14 protein-coding genes are annotated in these 20,175 nt (G+C 63.5%); 10 read left to right on the top strand and 4 right to left on the bottom strand.

Translation table 11 applies throughout. The features are described 5' to 3' along the window. The first annotated feature begins 144 nt into the window (after positions 1–144). From AC6UAL_RS07635 to AC6UAL_RS07645, 3 genes are all read left to right on the top strand, one after another. Positions 145–927 (top strand): metallophosphoesterase family protein, encoded by a 783-nt coding sequence (locus AC6UAL_RS07635; RefSeq protein WP_500682784.1) that lies wholly within the window; start codon positions 145–147, stop codon positions 925–927. Positions 928–1,021: 94 nt separating this feature from the next. Beyond that, positions 1,022–2,389, top strand: coding sequence for an LptF/LptG family permease (locus tag AC6UAL_RS07640; RefSeq protein ID WP_500682785.1), 1,368 nt, complete (start codon positions 1,022–1,024; stop codon positions 2,387–2,389). Positions 2,390–2,415: 26 nt separating this feature from the next. Beyond that, positions 2,416–3,078: an HAD family hydrolase gene (locus AC6UAL_RS07645; RefSeq protein WP_500682786.1), complete on the top strand. Its 663-nt coding sequence runs from the start codon at positions 2,416–2,418 to the stop codon at positions 3,076–3,078. A 175-nt stretch (positions 3,079–3,253) separates the two neighbouring features. Here the strand turns inward: AC6UAL_RS07645 and AC6UAL_RS07650 are convergent, their stop codons facing one another. Beyond that, entirely contained in the window at positions 3,254–6,700 is a 3,447-nt protein-coding gene (locus tag AC6UAL_RS07650; protein WP_500682787.1) for a cytochrome c biogenesis protein CcdA, read from the bottom strand. A gap of 233 nt (positions 6,701–6,933) precedes the next feature. Between AC6UAL_RS07650 and AC6UAL_RS07655 the strand changes: the two genes are divergently transcribed. From AC6UAL_RS07655 to AC6UAL_RS07685, 7 genes are all read left to right on the top strand, one after another. Further along, positions 6,934–8,610 (top strand): peptide ABC transporter substrate-binding protein, encoded by a 1,677-nt coding sequence (locus AC6UAL_RS07655; RefSeq protein ID WP_500682788.1) that lies wholly within the window; start codon positions 6,934–6,936, stop codon positions 8,608–8,610. Then, entirely contained in the window at positions 8,607–9,536 is a 930-nt protein-coding gene (locus AC6UAL_RS07660; protein WP_500682789.1) for an ABC transporter permease, read from the top strand. Before AC6UAL_RS07655 ends, AC6UAL_RS07660 begins: the two co-directional genes overlap by 4 nt. A gap of 8 nt (positions 9,537–9,544) precedes the next feature. Further along, positions 9,545–10,492, top strand: a complete 948-nt coding sequence (locus AC6UAL_RS07665; RefSeq protein WP_500682790.1) for an ABC transporter permease — start codon at positions 9,545–9,547, stop codon at positions 10,490–10,492. A gap of 101 nt (positions 10,493–10,593) precedes the next feature. Continuing rightward, positions 10,594–12,075: a lysine--tRNA ligase gene (gene lysS / locus AC6UAL_RS07670; RefSeq protein ID WP_500682791.1), complete on the top strand. Its 1,482-nt coding sequence runs from the start codon at positions 10,594–10,596 to the stop codon at positions 12,073–12,075. A 78-nt stretch (positions 12,076–12,153) separates the two neighbouring features. After that, positions 12,154–12,882 (top strand): PP2C family protein-serine/threonine phosphatase, encoded by a 729-nt coding sequence (locus AC6UAL_RS07675; protein WP_500682792.1) that lies wholly within the window; start codon positions 12,154–12,156, stop codon positions 12,880–12,882. 69 nt (positions 12,883–12,951) lie between these two features. Continuing rightward, positions 12,952–13,593 carry a superoxide dismutase gene (locus AC6UAL_RS07680; protein WP_500682793.1) on the top strand — a complete coding sequence of 214 codons (642 nt, stop codon included), beginning with the start codon at positions 12,952–12,954 and terminating at the stop codon, positions 13,591–13,593. Then, a complete protein-coding gene (locus AC6UAL_RS07685; RefSeq protein WP_500682794.1) occupies positions 13,586–14,167 on the top strand; it encodes an HdeD family acid-resistance protein in 582 nt (193 codons plus the stop codon). The genes AC6UAL_RS07680 and AC6UAL_RS07685 overlap by 8 nt, the downstream gene beginning before the upstream one ends. Before the next feature lie 147 nt (positions 14,168–14,314). Here AC6UAL_RS07685 and AC6UAL_RS07690 read toward each other — a convergent pair whose 3' ends face one another. From AC6UAL_RS07690 to AC6UAL_RS07700, 3 genes are all read right to left on the bottom strand, one after another. After that, a complete protein-coding gene (locus AC6UAL_RS07690; protein WP_500682795.1) occupies positions 14,315–15,820 on the bottom strand; it encodes an NAD(+) synthetase in 1,506 nt (501 codons plus the stop codon). Positions 15,821–16,110: 290 nt separating this feature from the next. Continuing rightward, positions 16,111–17,691, bottom strand: coding sequence for a sigma-54-dependent Fis family transcriptional regulator (locus AC6UAL_RS07695; protein WP_500682796.1), 1,581 nt, complete (start codon positions 17,689–17,691; stop codon positions 16,111–16,113). Between the two features lie 36 nt (positions 17,692–17,727). Then, a complete protein-coding gene (locus AC6UAL_RS07700) occupies positions 17,728–20,169 on the bottom strand; it encodes an LPS-assembly protein LptD (protein ID WP_500682797.1) in 2,442 nt (813 codons plus the stop codon). Between the last annotated feature and the right edge of the window lie 6 nt (positions 20,170–20,175).

A 20,175-nucleotide genomic window follows, 5' to 3' on the forward strand; every position in this document is an offset into this window, starting at 1 on the left:
TAAAAATGCCATTGCGGCGTTTCTCTCCCGAGAGCTTCTTCGGTGCGTTTTATTTTGACGCAATGCGCAGGTGTGGCGCAGGTGTGGAACGGGCGAAAATGAGCTTGCCATGCCGTGCACTTTGTGAAATAATACCCCAAGAAGATGTCAAGAATAGCGGTTATAAGCGATATTCACGCCAACCTCCACGCTTTGCATGCCGTGATGGAAGACGTGCAGGCCGAGCAGTGTGACTCCATGGTGTGTTTGGGAGACGTCGTGGGCTACAACGCCTACCCGGCCGAATGCCTCGATTACATCCGCTCCTGCAACTGCGATGTCGTGAAGGGAAACCACGACTCCGAGGTCGTCGTGACGACGCAGATGAACATGAACGACCTCGCCCGCGCGGCGATGGAATGGACCCGCAGCCGACTCAGTGAAGACCAGCTCACTTGGCTGTCGCGCCTGCAGTACATGCGCATGGTGGGCGGCTCGCTGCCCGCATCGGCCAAGTTCACCATCGTTCATTCGTCGCTCGATTATCCCAAGTCCTGGAACTACATCATCAACGCCAACGACGCGACGGCCAATTTCCGTCGCCAGTTCACCAACCTCTGTTTTCACGGCCACACGCATGTGCCGCGCATCTTCTGCATGGACAAGGCCTCCAACCGCACCTTTGAGGATACCGACTCGCGTCACGCCCTCTACATCAGCGGAGAGACGCAGTTCGTCCTCAACCCCGACTTCAAATACTTCATCAACGTCGGCTCCGTCGGCCAGCCCCGCGACAACGACCCGCGCGCCTGCTACGCCATTTACGACCCCGAGAACCACAGCGTCAAGATCAAGCGCGTCGTCTACGACGTCGCGGCGGCACAGGAGGCCGTGCGCGCCGTGGGCCTGCCCGAATACCTCGCGGATCGCCTCGCCCGCGGCTGCTGAAAACTCTCTACGCTGCTCCCTCGCCCCGCCCCCCATCCACCCCGCGGCCCCTCTCTCCTCCCTCTCTTCTCCCTCCACCCCCCCCCCTCCGGCGATGCAAACCCTCCTACGCAAGTGCCTGCCCTCTCTGCTCTTTTTGCTGCTGGGCATAGCTCTGGCCTTCATGCTGGTGCCGCGCGAGCTCGAGCAGATGCACTGGGAGGTGCCGGGCATGCCGGAAAGCTACCCCCTCGAGCAGCTCTTCCGCCCCATTCTGTTGCTCGTGTTGAGCTTTCTGCCCTTCATCGGCTCGCTGATCTACGTCTGCATGGGGACGATGGATCGCTACATTTCGCGCAACTTCATCAACTACTTCCTGCTCTGCACCCTCATTCTGCTGGTGATCTACACACTGGCGGACTTCACGGCCAATATGGAGAAGTTCCGCACGCGCTTCGACAACCCGCTGCTGGAAACCTTCGTCTTCTACGGCACGCAGCTGCCCATGTTCCTCTACCAGATCCTCCCCTACACCCTGTTTCTGGGGGCGCTCTGGTGCCTCAGTCGCCTCTCGGGCACCAGCGAGCTGACGGGCATGCTGCAATCGGGGCGCTCTCTGGTGCGCCTCTGCGTTCCCATCTTCATCTTTTCCGCTCTCGGGGCGCTTGCCTACGGCATTTTCGGTTTCCACTGGGCTCCCAACGGCTTCCTCTACCGCCAGATCATGCTCAAACAGGAGCAGCGTGAGGACGGCAGCGAAGCTCCCATCGTCTACCGCAGCGACGCCCAATCGCGCATCTGGCGCATCGCTCGCCCCGCCGGCTTCTCCGACCCCGGCCGCCCCATGGAAGACGTCATCATCGAGCAGTTTGACCCCAAGAACCCCGGCAAACTCATCCTGCAATACATCGCCGAGAGCGCCGTTTGGAACAAGCAGGATGCCACTTGGACCCTGCACAACGCCTACGTGCGCGACCTCGAGCACGCCCGGACCGAGCGCCCCGGCGACGAAGCCCACCATGGCGAGCTCGTCTGCGCCTTCGATGAAAAGCCCTACCAGATCATCAGCCCCGCCACCGGCGGCCGCGTCGACTCGATGGGCACCTCCGCCATGTATGAGTTCATCGCCTCGGGCTCGGGCTCGCGCGAAGACCGCCGCAACTACCGCACCGAGTGGCACGTGCGCATCGCGCGCATCTTCTCCTGCATCGTGCTCGTCCTGCTGGCCATCCCCAGCTCCGTCACTTTCCAGCGGCGCGGAGCGATGAAGGGTATCGGTATCGCCATTCTGCTGGCGGCTCTCATGCTCTTCTGTTACCGCGTCTTCCCCTCGCTGGGGGCGTCGGGGCTGTTGCCCGCCTGGCTGAGTGCCTGGCTGCCCAACATCATCTATATCTGCGTCGCTCTCTACCTCTTCCGCCGCAACCTCGCGCACCGCAGCTTCCGCGAATGGCTTTCCGCCAAAGTCCACGGGCGCCCCTGATACCGTGAGGCGCCGCGATCACCCCCATGAAAAACACCCGAGGCATCATCTTCGACTTCGACGGAGTGCTCGTCGACACCGAGTGGGCCATTTATCAGTCATGGGTGCGGCTCTATGAGCGCGAGGGCCAGCACATCAGCATCGAAACCTACGCCCCCTGCCTCGGGGCAGGCTACTCGCACTGGGATCCCGCCCGCCATTTGGAGAGCCTCACCGGCAAACACTACGACTGGGAGCGCGAAACTCCCGCCCGGCAAGCGCAGATCGAGGCCGATCTGGCCGAGCAGGGGCTCATGCCCGGTGCTCGGGAGCTGCTCGACTGGTGCCGCGATGCGGGCATCGGGCTTACCGTCGCCTCCTCCTCCTCGCGTCGCTGGGTCGGCGGCTGGCTGGAGCGCCTCGGCATCATCAACCGCTTCAAGGGCGTCTTTACGCGCACCGACGGCTACCCCGTCAAGCCGAATCCCGCCCTCTTTCTGGCGGCTCAGCATTGTTTGGGCCTGCCCTGCGAGCAGTGTCTCGTCGTCGAAGACTCTGAAAACGGCACTATCTCCGCGGCCAACGCCGGCATTCCCTGCGTCGCCGTGCCGAACCGCATGACGGCAGCCTCCGACTTCTCTCGCGCCGCCTGCCGCCTGCCGAATCTCACGGCTCTCAGGGAGCGGCTGGAGCAACAGCTCGTCGGCTAGGCGAACAAGCCCCCGAGGCTCCTCCCTGAACTGCCGGACGGCTCCCGCGCGAAACGGTCGGATTGCTCCCGCGGGAAACGGGGCGTGCGGATGATGCGGCGCACAGGGAGCGAAAGACGAAAAACCCGGGTTCCTGCACGGAGGAACCCGGGTTTTCGTTACGGGAGGAGATGCCTCATTGATTGTTGCTCAGATGCGAGTTGAGGAAGTCCACCATGTAGCCCGGCGTGAGCACCTCGGCCGTGACGGCGGGCTCGGCGGGCAGGTAGAGAGCGTTGGTGGGCACGGAGCCGCGCTTGAGGCGCCGCAGTTCGGCGTCGATGGCCGGGCTGGGCTTGGTCTTGTCGGCCCGCATGAGGACGACACCGTTTTTCTCGAAGAGCTCACAGACCTCCTTGGTGTAGGCGACCTGCTTGTTGACTTGGCAGGTGCCGCACCACGTGGCGGTGAAGTCGACGTAGACGGGGTGGCCGTCGTTGAGGGCCTTGTTCATGAGCTCCGAGCTCCAGGTGTTCCAGACGGGGTGTTCCCCTTGAGCGAGGATGTAGCCGGCCTCTCCCTTGGCCGCTTCGATTGCCTCATCGCTGTCGTAATGGAAGACGGGCATCGAGTACTTGACGCCGACAAAGGCGAGTGCCAGCGCGACAACAAGCCCGATGACCCGTGAGCGCTTGCTGCGGTACAGCGGGCACCAGCGGCCGTAGACCCACCAAGCCGCGCAGTAGACGACGAGCGACATGAGCATCCACGGCAGTTTCGCGCTTTCCGCATCGGGAACGAAGGCGAGGTAGACGACGAGGAACCAGCCCGCAGCCGCGAAGAGCAGGAAGGAGAGCGCCTGCTTGAGCGACTCCATCCATGCGCCCGGGCGGGGCAATTTGCTGGCCAGAGCGGGGAAGAGCCCCATGACGATGTAGGGCGAGGCGAGGCCGAGAGCCATGAAGGTCAGCGCCAGAATCATCCACATACCGGGCATCGCCATGGCTGCCGGCAGTGCCGTGCCGAGGCAGGGGCCGCTGCAGGGCGTGGCGACGACGGTGACGAAGAGCCCTTGGAAGAAGGAGCCCGTGAGGCCGCCTTTGTTCTGCAGGTTCTGGCCGGCTCCGGTCGCGCTCACGCCGATTTCAAAGAGGCCGAACATGCTCAGGCCGAGGGTGATGAGCAGCAGCACCAGCACGTACACAACCCAAGGATTCTGCATCCACGAGGCCCAGGAGCGGGCGGAGGAGCCGCTGTCGTTCACTATGGCCGAGAACCACTGCGTCCACGGCAGCTCGCTGAAGGTATCGAGGTTGGTGAAGATGACAATGAGAAGCGCGAGAATCCAGAACGAAACCAGAATGCCCAGCGAGAAGGCCAGCGAGTGCACAAACACCTTGCGGCGATCCCCGCCGCCCATCTCGACAAAGCTCATGATCTTGAGGCCGATGACCGGGAAGACGCAGGGCATCAGGTTCAGAATGAGACCGCCGAGGAAGAGCGAGCCGATGATGGTGGCGAAGCCCGCCGGAACGGAAAGGGCGGGGGACTCTTCGGCTGAAGCCGCCGCTGCCGTGTCGCTTGCCGGTGCTTCGCCCTTGCCGCCTGCCGCTTCTTCGGCGCTCGGCTCGGGCTTATTCGCGTCTCCGGCAGCCGCTTTGTCGCCGCTCGCTGCTGCGGCGTTATCGGCGGTGCTGGGTTGGCTCAGGTCGATATCGACCGTGCAGAAGCTGTCGTTGTAGCTGAGGATGCCCGAGAGGCGGGCGAGCGGTTGGCCCTTCTGCGTCTCGTCGGCCAGCGGGTAGAGCGCTTCGCTGCCGTCGTTGCGCGTGAGTTTGAGCGTGTAGGCGTCGCCGTCGCGGCTGAGCGTCTGCTCGGTCTGCGGGGCGATGTTGCTGTCGTCGGAGAAGAAGTAGGCGGAGCGGATGTCGCCCGCGGCGCTGCCCTCCAAGCGCAGCGTCACGCTGTCGGTATCCTGCGTCGCCGTGACGGTCAGCGGGCTGTCGCCGAGGCGCTCGACGCGCTGCTCCTGCTGCTGCCATGCGGCGTTGGCCTCGGCCGCGCCTGCGGCGAGCGTGAGCTCGGTGCCGATGTCGGCGGGCTGGTCGCAACCCGTCTCGCAGCAGAGCTGAGCCGTGCCGCTGACGGCGAAGCTCGCCTCGGCCGGGGCTCCGGCCTCAGGCGTGACTTTCCAGACGGCGATGGCCTTGCGCTCGTAGGCGTAGCTGGTGTAGAGCCCCTCGACGCGGTGGGGCGGCTGCCAGAAGGGCCCCTCGACCTTGAATCCGGCGGGTGCGTTGAGCGCCAGCTCCATGGGCAGACCGATGGAGCCGGGGTTGCGGAAGTAGGCGTGCCAAGGCTCCTGAATTTGCACCTCGGCGGCGATGAAGAAGGGCTTGCCGCTCTCGTAGGCCTGCACGCTTGCGAGAGCCGAGAGACTCAGCTTCTCGCCCGTCGCGGCGTCGGCCGCTCCGCTGTCCGCGCCCGGCAGAGCGGAAACGCCCGAGCCGAAGGGACTGCCGCCGATTCCCGTGCCCAAGGAGCCGTTGCCGAGTCCCGTACCGATGAGGCCCGAGCCGGGCGCCGGAGTCGAGGGCTTGTCTGCTGCAGACGCGTCGGCAGCAGGTTCAGCCGCCTCCCCTTGGTCGCCGGAAGCCTCGCCATCGAGGTCAGCCGTTTCTTCTTGGTCGCTCGGCGCAGGCTTGTCCGCGTCGCTGCTCGGCGCTGCGGCGTTATCGGCGGCGCTGGGTTGACTCAGGTCGATATCGACCGTGCAGAAGCTGTCGTTGTAGCTGAGGATGCCCGAGAGGCGGGCGAGGGGTTGGCTCTTCTGCGTCTCGTCGGCCAGCGGGTAGAGCGCTTCGCTGCCGTCGTTGCGCGTGAGTTTGAGCGTGTAGGCGTCGCCGTCGCGGCTGAGCGTCTGCTCGGTCTGCGGGGCGATGTTGCTGTCGTCGGAGAAGAAGTAGGCGGAGCGGATGTCGCCCGCGGCGCTGCCCTCCAAGCGCAGCGTCACGCTGTCGGTATCCTGCGTCGCCGTGACGGTCAGCGGGCTGTCGCCGAGGCGCTCGACGCGCTGCTCCTGCTGCTGCCATGCGGCGTTGGCCTCGGCCGCGCCTGCGGCGAGCGTGAGCTCGGTGCCGATGTCGGCGGGCTGGTCGCAACCCGTCTCGCAGCAGAGCTGAGCCGTGCCGCTGACGGCGAAGCTCGCCTCGGCCGGGGCTCCGGCCTCAGGCGTGACTTTCCAGACGGCGATGGCCTTGCGCTCGTAGGCGTAGCTGGTGTAGAGCCCCTCGACGCGGTGGGGCGGCTGCCAGAAGGGCCCCTCGACCTTGAATCCGGCGGGTGCGTTGAGCGCCAGCTCCATGGGCAGACCGATGGAGCCGGGGTTGCGGAAGTAGGCGTGCCAAGGCTCCTGAATTTGCACTTCGGCGGCGATGAAGAAGGGCTTGCCGCTCTCGTAGGCCTGCACGCTTGCGAGAGCCGAGAGGCTCAGCTTGTCGTTGGTCTGAGGGGCTCCGCCGGACACTCCGCCGAGATCAAATCCCTGCATGAGGTCGCTGTGGGCGCGGGGCGCCGAAATTTGTGCTGAGGCTGCACCGGAGAGGAGTATCAGTGCTGCGAGGAGGGGGCGTAAGGAGCTCATGGCAGCACTGTATCACGAAGGGCGCGTGAGGTGCAAGCGATTAGTGCTGCATGCGGTGTTTTTTCGCGGCTCGTCGGCCTTTGCGGGACGGCGGCGGGCTTTTGCGAGCCGTCCGGGCTTTGCCGCGGCCGAGGGACAGCGGCGGCGGGAACGGGGCGGCGGTGCGCGGAGGCTTTTGTCGCTTTGTCTCGGGGCTTGCAGGGGGCGGGTCGGTATGGTAGAATGACGGCCGTATGCTGCGCTGCTCTCGCCTGCTGGGCCTCGTGCTTGCCTGTCTCATCCCCGCCTGCGGAGATGGTCGCAGCTCTGCCGAGCGCGCGGCCGATGAGGGTGTGTTGGTGATCGGCAATAATCAGGAGCCGCAGAACCTCGACCCGCACAAGGCGACGGCGGTGGCCGACGGCAAGATTATCTCGGCTCTGCTCGAGGGGCTCGTGCGCCCCGATGCCCGCGACGATACCGTCGTGCACCCGGGTATGGCGGAGCGGTGGGAGCACAACGCCGATGCCGACGAATGGACGTTTCACCTGCGCGAGGCGCAGTGGAGCGACGGGCGCCCCGTGCGCGCACAGGATTTCGCTTATGCCTATCGCCGCTTGCTGCACCCGGCCTTCGGCGGCAAGTACGCCGAGATGCTTTACCCTCTGTGCGGCGCGGAGGCTTACAACAAGGGGCAGGCTCCTTGGGAGGCGGTGGGCGTGCGCACGCCCGACGACCGCACGCTGGTGCTGACGCTCAGCGGCCCGATGCCGCAGCTGCCGTACCTGCTGATGCATTTTACGTGGTTCCCCGTGCCGGAGCACGCGGTGGAGGCGCACGGGGGGATGCTGGATCGGCGCAGTGCGTGGACGCGGCCGGAGAATTGGGTGGGCAACGGCGCTTACGTGCCCGAGGAGCGCGTGTTCAATGACCACTTGTCGGTGCGCCCCAACCCGAATTACTGGCGCGCGGGTGAGGTGAAGAATCGCGGTATTCGCTTTCTGCCCGTCGTCAACGGCTATACGGAGACGCGCATGTACTTCGGCGGCAAGCTGCACATCACGAACAATGTGCCGCCCGAGATGCTGGAGATGGCCGCGAGCCGGGAGCCCGGGAGCTTCTGCCGCGATGATTACTACTGCACGATTTTTTACCGCCTGAATACGACGCGCGGACCGCTTGCCGATCAGCGCGTCCGCCGGGCGCTTTCGCTGGCCGTCGACCGCGAGATGCTGGTGCAGCGCGTTGTGCGGGGCGCCGGGAAGTCCGCCTTCACCTTTACGCCGCCGGGCGCCGGCTACGCGCTCGATGACGGCGGTGAGTCCGCTCGCTCGCAGGGCGAGCGCGAGACGGAGGCCCGCCGCCTGCTGGCCGAGGCCGGCTACCCGGACGGCCGCGGCTTCCCGACGCTGGAGCTGATGACGAGTTCGCGCGATGTGCAACGGCTGATGGCCGAGACGATTCAGGCGATGTGGATGAAGGCGCTGGGCATTCACGTCGAGATTCGCTCCTGCGAGTGGTCGGCCTACAAGGCGGCGCAGCAGAATATGGACTACGACATTTCGTCGTCTTCCTGGAGCGGCGATTACCTCGACCCGGCGACCTTTGTCGAGCTCTGGTGCAGCGGCAGCGGCAACAACTGCACGGGCTGGGGCCGTGCCGCCTACGATGCGGAGGTCGATGCCGCCCGCGCAAGCGCAGAGCCCGAGCAGCGCCTGGAGCACCTGCGCCGCGCCGAGCGCATGATGCTGCGCGAACAGCCGGTGATTCCGCTCTACTGGAGCGAGCGCACCTACATGAAGAGCCCGCGCGTGCGGGGGTGGTACCCGCTGATGCTGGACAATCACCCGCTCGATGCCGTCGAATTGCTGCCGAGCGGTGCGGCGGCTGACGCAGCGCCGCATTCGAGGGAAGGGGGGAGCGAGCGATGATGCGCCTGCTGTTCAGGCGCCTCCTGCAGGGGGCGGTCGTCATCTTTGTGCTCGAGACCATCACCTTTTTGCTGGTGCGTGCGCTGCCGGGCAATCCCTTCCTCGGCGAGCGCAAGCTGCCCGAGCATGTGACCGAGCAGCTCCAAGCTCTCTATGGTCTGGATCAGGGCGTTTTCGTGCAGTATTTCAATTACTGGAAGGGGATTTTGCTGCACGGGGACTTCGGCCCCTCGCTCGTGCGCGAAGGGGTGCAGGTGAGCGAGCTGCTGGCGCAGGCCTTTCCCGTCTCGCTGCTGCTGGGGGTGCTGGGTATGTTGATTGCCGTCGGCATCGGCATTCCGTCCGGCATGCTGGCCGCCTGCTACCGCAACCGCTGGCCCGATGCGCTGGTGATGTGTTTCGCCATGGCGGGAATCTGCATCCCTGCTTTCGTGATTGCACCGCTGCTGGGGATGACGCTGGGCATGCACGTGCCCGGGCTGAGTGTGGCGGGGTGGGACGACCCGCTCTGCGCGCTGCTGCCGGCGCTGACGCTCGGGCTGATCAACGCGGCTTATCTGGCCCGCCTGACGCGCGGCGGCATGGCCGAGGTGCTGACGCAGGATTTCATCCGCACGGCGAGGGCGAAGGGCTGCCGCCCGCTGCGCGTGCTTTTCGTCCATGCGCTGCGCAGCGGCTTGCTGCCGGCGGTCTCTTACCTCGGGCCGGCCTTTGCCGCTTTGATCACGGGGTCGTTCGTGGTTGAAACCTGCTTCCAGGTGCCGGGCATGGGGCTGCACTTTGTCAACGCGACGACGGATCGCGACTACTTTCTGATTCAGGGCTTGGTGCTCTGTTACGGCGTGCTGATTGTGCTGGCCAATCTGGCGGTGGATCTCACGCTGCTTTTCCTCAACCCTCGACTTCGCTCTTCCGGGGCGGCTTGATGATGACGATGCACTCCAAAACTTCCTTTCACGCCGGTCATTCGCTCTGGGCTGATGCCCGCGAGCGGCTGATGCGCAACCGCGCGGCGGTGGCATCGCTGGTGTTTCTGCTGCTCATGGGGCTGGCCTGCTTTGTGCTGCCCCTCTTCCCCTGCATCGCCAACCCCAATGCCACCGACCTCGGCAACATCGCGGCGGATTGCAGTTGGGAGCATCCCTTCGGCACGGATCAGCTGGGCCGCGACCTGCTCGCTCGCGTGCTCTACGGCGGCCGCATCTCGCTGCTCGTCGGCTTGGTGGCGACCGGTGTGGCGCTGGTCATCGGGCTGATTTACGGCCTGATTTCAGGCTATGCGGGCGGGAGGGTCGATGCGCTGATGATGCGCGCGGTCGACGTGCTCTTCGCGCTGCCCTTCATTGTGCTGGTCATCGTCTTTTCGCTCAGCATCGAAGAGCCGAGCCGGCAGCTGACGCAGTGGATGGTTGAGTCTCTGCATCTGCCGCGCGAGACCGTGGCGCCCATCCTCGGGCTCGTGCCGCTCTTCATCGCCATCGGCGCGCTGGGATGGCTGACGCTGGCGCGCATTGTGCGCACGCAGACGATGGAGATCAAGTCTCAGGAGTACGTCCTCGCGGCGCGTTCGCTGGGGCTGGGGCACCTGAGTATCCTGCTGCGGCACATTGCGCCGAACCTGCTCGGCACGGTGGTGGTTTATACGACGCTGGCCGTGCCCGGCATCATCCTGACGGAATCGACCCTGAGCTTCATCGGGCTCGGCGTCAAGGCTCCGAACTCGTCGTGGGGCACGCTGATCAAGGAGGGGGCGGATCGCATGGAGGTCACGCCGGAGCTGCTGATTTTTCCCTCGCTGTTTTTCTGTCTGACGCTGCTGGCGCTCAACTTCCTCGGCGACGGCCTGCGCGACGCGCTCGACCCGCGCTCGGCGAAGGATTGAGCCCGGGCGCAAGCTCTTCGCTTTTCGCCGCAAGTCGGGAATTTGATTAGCCGTGAATTTGGACTGGCAATTTGTGCGCGTCGGCGTATAATAGCCGCGCTATGTCAGATTCACCCAATAACGCTCCGGGTTCCTCTGAGGAGGAACTGATTGCCGTGCGCCGTGAGAAGGTGGGCAAGATTCGCGCTCTCGGGGTTAACCCCTACGGCGGACGTTTCGATGTCACCACGAGTCCGGCGGAAATCAAGGCAGACTTCTGCGAGGGTAAGCGGGTGAAATTCCTCGGCCGCATCAGCGCGCTGCGAGACATGGGCCGCACGCAGTTCTTCACCGTGGCGGACATTTGCGGTTCGATTCAGTGCATGCTCACTAAAAAGAGCTGCTCGGAGGAGACTTGGGCTCTCTGGAAGCTGCTGGAGCGCGGCGACTGGATCGGCATCGAGGGCGAGACGTTCGTCACGCGCACGGGCGAGCCCTCGGTGCGGGTCGATGCCTTCAAGGTGCTCTCCAAGGCGCTGCGCCCGATGCCCGACAAGTTTCACGGGCTGGCTGACGCCGATATGCGCTACCGCCGCCGCCACCTCGACCTCATGAGCAACGAGGAGAGCGCCCGGCGCTTCGTGGCGCGCTCGCGCATTGTGCGCGAGATCCGCGACTACCTCAACGCCCGCGGTTTCCTGGAGGTCGAGACGCCGATGCTGCAGGATGTGGCGGGCGGTGCTGCCGCCAAGCCCTTCGAGTCGTATTACAACGCGCTCAAGAAGGGGGTGACGCTTCGCATCGCGCCCGAACTTTTCCTCAAGCGCCTGATGGTGGGCGGCTTCCCCAAGGTGTACGAGCTCAACCGCAACTTCCGCAACGAGGGCGTCGATCGCCGCCACAACCCGGAGTTCACCGTGCTCGAAGTCTATGAGGCCGGCGGCGACTACGAGACGATGGCCGACATGATGGAGGAGATGATCACTACCATTGCCGAGAAGGTCTTCGGGACGCTCAAGTTCGATCAGTTTGACGAATCCGGCAATCTGCGCTGGACGGTTGATCTGACGCGTCCTTGGCGCCGCGCCGATTACAATGACCTCGTGCGCGAGGTGGCCGGCGATGATTGGTTCGAGTTGACGCCCGAGCAGCGCCGCGACCGCGCCGTCAATCAGCTCGGCGTGCAGATCGGCGAAGAGCTTGACGATACGGCCGTCACGCAGCAGGTCTACGAGAAACTCGTCGAGGAGAAACAGGCCAACCCCCTGTTTGTCTGCCACGTGGCGCGCGACCTCGTGCCGCTGGCCAAGGCCAATCCCGAGAATCCCGATGTGGTCGATGTCTTTGAGCTGGTGATGAACGGCCAAGAGCTCTGCCCCGGTTACTCCGAGCAGAACGACCCCGTCGAACAGATGGAGCGCCTGAAGCATCAGGCCGGTGAGGAGACGCAGAAGATTGACTACGACTTCGTCGAGACGCTCGAGTCCGGCATGCCCAGCGCCGGCGGTATCGGCATCGGTATCGATCGCCTCTGCATGCTCATGACGGGAGCCGGCTCGATTCGCGACATTATCCTCTTCCCGCAGCTCAAGTCGCGAGCCTGATTGCTTCCGTGACTTTTGCGGGCCTCAGAGCAATTTCTGCTTGCTCTGAGGCCCGAATTGTGATAGGGATGGTGCTTTATGAAGGCGCACATTGCTCAGTGGATCGGGCGACGCAAGAAGCAGGAGGATTATTACGTGGTGCGGAGCTACTCGAATGGCGTGCTGGCCGTTGTCTGCGACGGGATGGGCGGGCACTCCTACGGGGCTCTTTCCGCTCATCGTGCTGCCGAGGAGTTCGTCGTGGCCTTCGAGGAGCGCCCCGACGGATCCGTGGCCGAGCGTCTGCGCTGGGCGCTCGATGACGCCAATGAGGCCGTCGCCGCCGTCGGCGAGCGCACGGGGGCCTTCGGCGGTACGACTCTGCTGGCGGCCTTCGTGGGAGCCGGTGTGCTGTGGTGGGCCAGCGTGGGCGATTCGCCGCTGTTTCTCTGGCGCAACAACCGCTTGGTGAGGCTCAACGCCGATCACTCGATGCGCGCCATCTATCGCGATTTTGTGCAGTCCGGCGCCATGACGCATGCCGAGGCCATGAGCCGCGGCCACGAGCTGCGCTCGGCTCTGACCGGCGATGCTCTGCCGATGGTCGATGTGCCGCCGACGCCTTACCCGCTGCTGCCCGGGGATCGCATCATCCTCGCCACCGATGGCACTGACGACCTGCTGCAGCAGCCCTCTCTCTCCCCGGAGACGCGCCTCCTGCTCAACGACCGTAGCGCCCCGCTCGCCTCGCTCCTCGTCGATGCCTGCCGCCGCCTCGAAAAAGAGTGGGCGGACAACACGACCGTCGTCACCGTCGATATCGAATAAAACGGAGAGGCGGCTGAAATCTGATTGTTATTGAGCGCAGCGCCTCTCCGGGCTGTCAGCATCTTCGCTATGAATTGCCTTTGCCTGAATCAGGGATACGAGGACGGCCACTACATCCTGCCGCCTCTGCCTTGGGCTCCGGAAGCGATGGAGCCCTTTCTCGATGCGGAAACGGTGCTGCTGCACCACGACCGCCACCACGCCGCCTATGTGGCCGGCGCCAATGCCGCTGCGGGGGTGCTGCGGCGCGTCGCGCTCGGCGAGCTGAGCCCCGATGCCGCGCCCGATGCCTCGCGAAACTTGGCCTTCAACCTCGGCGGTCACATCCTGCACATGCTCTACTGGCTGAACCTCAGCCCGCACCCGATGCCGTCGCCGACCGGCAGACTGGCCGACGCCATCAACGCGAGCTTCGGCACGATGGAGGGGATGCTGCGCGTGTTTCGCGCGGTCACGCTGGCGGTGCAGGGGAGCGGATGGGGCGTGCTCGCAGCGGATCCTGTCAGCGGCCGCCTGATGGTGACGGGAATTTGCCGCCACCAGGATGTGCTCGTGCCGGCGATGAGGCCGCTGCTCGTCTGCGACGTCTGGGAGCATGCCTACTACCTGCGCTACCGCAACAACCGCGCCGGCTACGTCGACGCCTTCCTCCGCATGGTCGACTGGTGCGCCGTCGAAGAACGCTTTGAACGCTGCTGCTGCCATGAGTGAGAAATGTTGCTGCCTGCGCCGCTTTTGCACCAATCCCTGGGTGATGGGCATCATGGCCATGCTGGAGCTCTTCTTGGGCTTCATCCTGCTCAGCTTCCCTTTCCTGCTGGGCGCCTCGGCTGTTTGGGTGGGCGGATTCGTGCTGATGGCCGTTGGTCTGATGCGCCTCATTCAAGTGTTTCGCCCCGGCAGCCGCCTGTGGAATTTGCTCGCCGGTATCGTTTATCTGATTCTCGGCTGGTCGATGGTCTCGATGACTGTTCCGTCGCTTGAGCTCTGGACCTTGGTGATTGGTCTCGCTCTGCTCATCGGCGGTATCATTCGCTTCATCGTGGCGATTGCCATGCGCCGCTCTGCCGGCAGCCCTTGGCGTTTCTTCAATGCCGTGGTTTCGATCGCGCTTGGGCTGATGGTGATTTGGGGCTGGCCCGGCAGTTCGCTCTGGCTTATCGGTACCCTCATTGCCGTCGAGATGATTTTTTCCGGTTGGACGCTCTTTTTCCTCGCCCTCTCGTCGCGGAGCGGCAGTTGCGGCATCGGGCGCTCCGAATCTCACGGCGACCGCCCGAGTTGAGGCGCCGTCCGTCGCACGCGCGAGCCGCAGCCGCCCTGTGGGCGGCTGCGGCTCGCGTCGTCGTACAGGCCTCTCTCGCTGTGCGCGGTGGGAGATGCGGGCGGGATGCTGCCGACTTGTGAGCTGTGCGGCGCTTCCGTCGCAGAATTAGTCGTTGAGCCGGTGGCGGATGGGGAAGTAGAGCTGTTGGCAGTCCGGCGTCAGGTGCAGCACGGGCGGCAGTTGCCGCCGGCCGGCCTCCCCGGCAGCCATGCGCCGCTGCACAAAACGCACCTCGTGCTCCGGGTAGCAATGACCGGCCTGATGAATCAGGCTGCCCGGGCTGTGATTGAGGTTGGCCATTTCATGAATAATGAGAGCAATGCGCTGCTCGCGGTCTTCCGCCGCGCCGTCGGGAGCAGGGGCAAGCCCCATCCTTGCACCGAGCCCGGCAAGCTCGTGATCATATAGCTCACCGAATGGCAGCAACCCCCCGCAGCTCTCGCCGTAAAGAGTGAATTGACCCGTCATCAGCTCCTGCCGACTCAGAGGCGAGAGCAGCAAGAGCCCCTCCTGCTCCGCCAGCGAGCTGAGCAGAGCCCCCGCGAGACGCGGCCGCGCCGCCTCGCGGGCAAGCTCATCGAGCTCCCGCGGCAGAGCCTGCATCAGCGGCTCGAGATCCCATTGCATGCGGCGAACCCCTGGCACGCGGAGAACGCCCGAAGCAGCGCCGGAAGAAAGATCAAAACTGACGCAGAGCACCCGCTCGGGGCCTATCGTCTTGGCGCAGAGCGCCGCCAGAAGCGCAGAATGCCTCAAATCCCCCAAAATACAGACCCCGGCATAGTCGCGGCCGTGCACGCTGTCCGCAATCCCGCGGCAGATCGCCTCGGCCATCTCATCCTGCTCGGAACCCTCCGCCGCCGAGCGCCGAGCCGCCCTGACCGTATCCGCCACGGCGTTCATCTCCTGAAAAGCCGGCAGGCGCATCAGAACCTCGCCCTCAGACGAGCAGACAATCGAACTGCCGCCGTAAACCTGCCCCTCAGCCGTTCCCACGGCGCGGCAGCAAACGACGGGGCAGTGGTGGTGGCGAGCCTCCCAGCGGCAGCGCTCCTCCTCGCGCCGGCGGCTGCGACGATGCCAAGCTCCCGTGGCAAGGTGGATGATGAGGTCGGGCCTCTCCCCCTCCTCGAGCAGCGTGAGATTATCGTTGATATCGACGTAAACGCGCCGGCCCAGCATATCGCTCAGCTCGGCATCACCGAGCTCCGTCACGCTATCCCGACACAGCAGAAAAGGCGTCACAACACTTGCCGGCGTCAGACTCTCAACCCGCTCCGTCGGATCGACCTCAAAGCTCGTCAGCACCCGTGCCCTCGCCTCGGCCTCATCGGGCAGCAGAGACGACCAAGCCCCCAGCAACAGAGGCGTATCACTCAGCTCGGCCGCCAGAGCATTAAGGGCATCGCGGGTCTGCGCCATGAACGATCGCCGCCCCGCCAGATCCATCGGTGCCAGTCCGCAAAGTGCCGTCGCCGGGGCAACAACGAGTTCGGCCCCGCGATCCAGACATTCGCGGTAGCCCTGCACCACGCGCCGCAGGTTGCCTGAGAAGTCGGCCGTGAGCGGAAAACTTTGAATAATGCCGATTTTGAGATGAGTTTGATGCATGGTGACGATGCTTGACGGAGACATAATGCCCTATTCCTGATGAAATTGCAAGGATAAAAAGGATAATACGCAATATAAAAATAGACCCGTCTGAAACATGCCGAATCCCGCTGAGCATGAAAGCTCGCCGAAGAGAAAGCCGCAACGCCGTTCGCTCCTCGACGGCCGCGCAGGGCTCTGCCGCGCGTGAGCGGCCTGCGGGTATCGACGCCTCTGCCGCGGGGCCGGGAGGGAAGGGCGGCGTGTGATGCGTTTTAGCAGGAGAGAGGGAAGGCGAATGAGCCCGCCTCTCAACGGTACTGCGTCGGGTCGATGTGCAGCTGCCGGATGCGGTAGTGGAGCTTGCGCAGCGTCGTGCACAGGTCGCGAGCCGCCGCTGAGATATTGCCGCGGCTGCGTTTGAGCGCATCGGTGATCAACTCCGTTTCGAAAGCCGCCGTGAGCGTCTCGATACCGGCACCCTCGCGGCTCTGCTGCACATTGGGCCGGATGCTCTCCGTTCCCGTCGCGGCCGCCGTCTGCAGCGATGGCGGCAGATCGATGGCGTTGATGACGCTGCTGTTGGACATGATCACCGCGCGCTCGATCATGTTCTCGAGCTCGCGGACATTGCCGGGCCAGTGGTAGCTCATCAACATATTGATGGCCGGCGTCGAAAGACGCAGCACATTCTTGTGATATTGCTTGTTGTACTTGGTGAGAAAGAAATCCGCCAGCGAGATAATATCAACCTTGCGACTGCGCAGCGGCGGCACGACGATCGGCAGCACGGCGAGGCGGTAATACAGATCTTCGCGAAAACTGCCCTGCTCCTTCATCTTCTCAAGATCGCGCGACGTCGCGGCGATGATGCGGGCATTGGTGCGAATGGGCTGCTGAGAGCCCACGCGCTCAAAGACCTTCTCCTGCAGCACCCGCAGCAGCTTCACCTGCGTTTGAACCGGAATATCGCCGATTTCATCCAGAAAGAGCGTGCCGGCGGACGCCTCCTCAAAGCGGCCGATGCGCTGCTTGATCGCACCCGTGAAGGCCCCCTTCTCATGCCCGAAAAGCTCGGACTCAATCAAGCCCTCCGGCAGCGCCGCACAGTTGACGGCGACAAAGGGACCGTCGCGCCGATCCGACGCGTAGTGAATATTCTGTGCCAGCAGCTCCTTGCCCGTGCCCGACTCACCGAGCAGCAGCACCGTCGCCGACGAGCGAGCCACCTTCGCCATCTCCAGATACACACTGCGCATCGCGGAAGAATGCCCGATGATGTTGCGAAAATTCGCATTCTCGCCCAATTCGTAGCGCATGCGATCATTCTCGCGCTCCAGCAGCTGGCGCTCCTCCACCTGCTCGCGGACGGAAGCCACGGCATCGGCGAGAATATTCGCCACCACCTCCATCAGATTGATGAGCTTCGCGAGCGTCTCCGCCGGCAGCACCGCGAACGCCAGAGAAAGCGTGCCGATAATCTGCCCGCTGTGCTTGATGGCCACACAGAGAAACGACTCACTCATGTCGTCGTGCAGAGCCCCCGTGCGGTTCAGAAAATTGCGGCTCTGCGCCGTGTTGGCAATCACGGCCGGTTGCCCGGTCTTGCCGACCTGCCCGGTGATGCCCTCGCCGAGATGGTAGGTGCCCAGCGCCTTCTCCTCATCGGAAAGCCCGTAGGACGCCTCGATCACCAGCTGATCCTCCTGCAGCAGGCAGAGCGCCCCCTGCCTGAAACCGAGATTATCCTCCAGCACCTGCAAAATATGCTCAAGCAGCCCCGCCACCTCGCGCTGCCCGACCAAAACGCGCGAGATACCGGAAAGCACCCTCAGCTCGAGACTGTCGCCCGCCAGCTCAGAGAGTCGACTGTGGGATGCTGGTCCGTTCATGAGCGACGTTGAGGGTGGGGAAGGGCGGGGGAAGAATCACAGGAAATTGATGGGAACGGCCGCTCCCGTTTCGCTGAGCGTGAACGAAATGCCGAATCCCGTCTCCTTCTTACCGCCGTTATCGCGGAAGTAAAGCGTTGCGCCGATGTGCCACGGGCCGGAGTGGCGGAAGATCGAATACTGTTGGATGGGCAGGCACTTCTCTTCAAGATCCCAGTTCCAGCGCCCGGCGATCGTATAGCGATCGTTGAGGCGCAAGTTGGTTTGGATATACGTCTGCCGGCTGTCCTCGAGAACGGGGTGTCCGCTGAGCTGGCGCAGCCCGATGGACGTTTCCAACCAAGGAGTAGGCTGGTAATCCAGACTCAGGTTATTCTGCTCAAAGCCATCGCTGTTGCCGAAGACCGGAGATTGCGTCTCGATGCGGCAGGTCAGACGATCCGTCGGCGTGAAGCGAATAAGCGAGTAGAGATTCGAGAACTTATTGGGCGTATTGGGGTTGGAAGCGTTGTAGTCGAAGAAGACATTCCAGTCGAGCACCGCGCGCGGCGCCCCGTCGACCAGCGTCGTGAAGCGATTGTGAACACCCATGCGCCAGATTGTCCAGTCGCCCCAGCTGTCGATACCCGTAAAGCTGCAAAGATCGAGGGGCATGGGGTTGATCGTCGAACCGCTCAGCGTGCTCGACCAGCTGTCGAGCTGAGGCACCAAGGGATCGGAAGAAGAAATCGAACCGACCGAAAGACTGGCATAGGGCTGAATCAGATGCGTGAGCGTCCGCATCTCGTAGCGCGGCAGAGAAAAAGAATTGTAGGTCCGGTGCAACTTCATATCAAAATCGCAGCCCATATAACCCAGGAAACGATTGTCCGTACCCGCGCGCTCGACGTTATAATAACCCGCATAAGCCGCGCCCAGCTTGGGCGTGACGTTCAGGAAGCCCAGCAAGTTGAGCGAGGTCGAAAACTCGTGCGTGCTGTTGAGGCGGAAGAAGCCGTGATCATTGAGCAGGCGCTCATAGTAGTTGCGAACCGACGGATCCGAGATCTGATCGAGCGCAAACTCATACTCACCCCTCAAATGTGCGGGAACCTCCTGACGCATGAAACCGAAGGTGTTGTTCGTCTCATAGGCGATACCCGAATTGCCGATGATGGAGCGCACGCGGTAGCCGGAGAGCTCGAAGCGCGTCTCCGACGTATAGTAATCGTTCGGAGCGAAGCGCGTGTTGAACATCACCTGCCCCCGGGGCTGAACCCACTCGAGCCTCACCGTATTGTCCGGCTTGTCATCCGTGCGTCCGAGCTCCTCGTAAAAGTCGCGCAGCATGTAGCGATCACTCAAAATATTGATGTTGGTCGCCAGAGAGAGCGTCCCGGACTTTCCCTTGTCCAGCAAGGGCTTGTAGGTTTGAAGCGCAATGCGGTAACGCTCGTGGTCGATGGGCTCGCGGGGAATATTGGTCGGGTTGATATTCGGGTCGGAATCCTGAGCGTAATACAGAGACAAACCCTTCATCTCCGGGTAGCGCTGAGCCATCTCAAGCTCCTCGGCATCGAGCCCCACCGCCAAGCCTCGACGCGCTCGCGCGTCCAGCCTCGTTGTAATCAGGTAATCAGCCGTCGGCACCCCGTTCTTGACGCGCCTGTTGCCCACCAGAAAACCGTACTGATTGAGCCAGTATGCACCCCAAGTCGAGCGCGAACCGATCATCGGCAAATAACCCTCGCGCGGATTGAGCGAGTGCGTGAAGGCGAACCAACCCAGCAGCGGCACGCGGAACTCGTTGTCCTCCACCTTGAGACTCAAACTGTCGACGGAAATCGTCTCTCCGGTGCGAACCGAAACCTCGCGAGCACCGAACCATGCCTGAGGCTGCTCCACATCCTCCATCGTGAAGAAGGGACGGTGGAAGCTGATGTGTTGACTCTTGTTGGGGAGAACCTCGATCGAAGCCTCATCGCTGCGCAGAATCAGACCCTGAATCTTGGCCTTCACGCCCTTGGCTTTAACACTCTGCTTCTCCCAATCATAAACGGCGGACTCCGCCAAAATCAGCACCTCGCCCTGATAGATCGTCACCGGACCCTCCAAGCCCGCGACCTTGCTGTCGAGATTCATGCGAACACTCCGGCTCTGCAGATCGAGACCGTCTTCCGTAATCAGGCGAACGCCCGACTGCGGGTTGCTGTAGACGACGGTATGGCCGTCCGAACTGTACTCAATAGACCCGTTGGCACTGATAATCTGAGCCTTATCCGGGACCTGAATCTTCGAAAAACTGCCCAGCTCCTCAATGCTGCGCTGATTGATATCCCCAAAGGGCGAATCAGTACTCGGCGTCCGGAAAGAATCGGACGGCAGCGGCAGAAGATCCGGCCGCTCATCCTCCGCAGCCGTCTGAAAACCGGGCATCAGCATCCCTGTGACGATGCCGATGCCGAGCCATGTGGACACCTTGGAAGAAGCCGAATTCACTGAAGC

It is taken from the genome of Candidatus Parakkermansia intestinigallinarum (assembly GCF_944389695.1).
GTDB classification, from domain to species: Bacteria; Verrucomicrobiota; Verrucomicrobiia; order Verrucomicrobiales; family Akkermansiaceae; genus Akkermansia; species Akkermansia intestinigallinarum.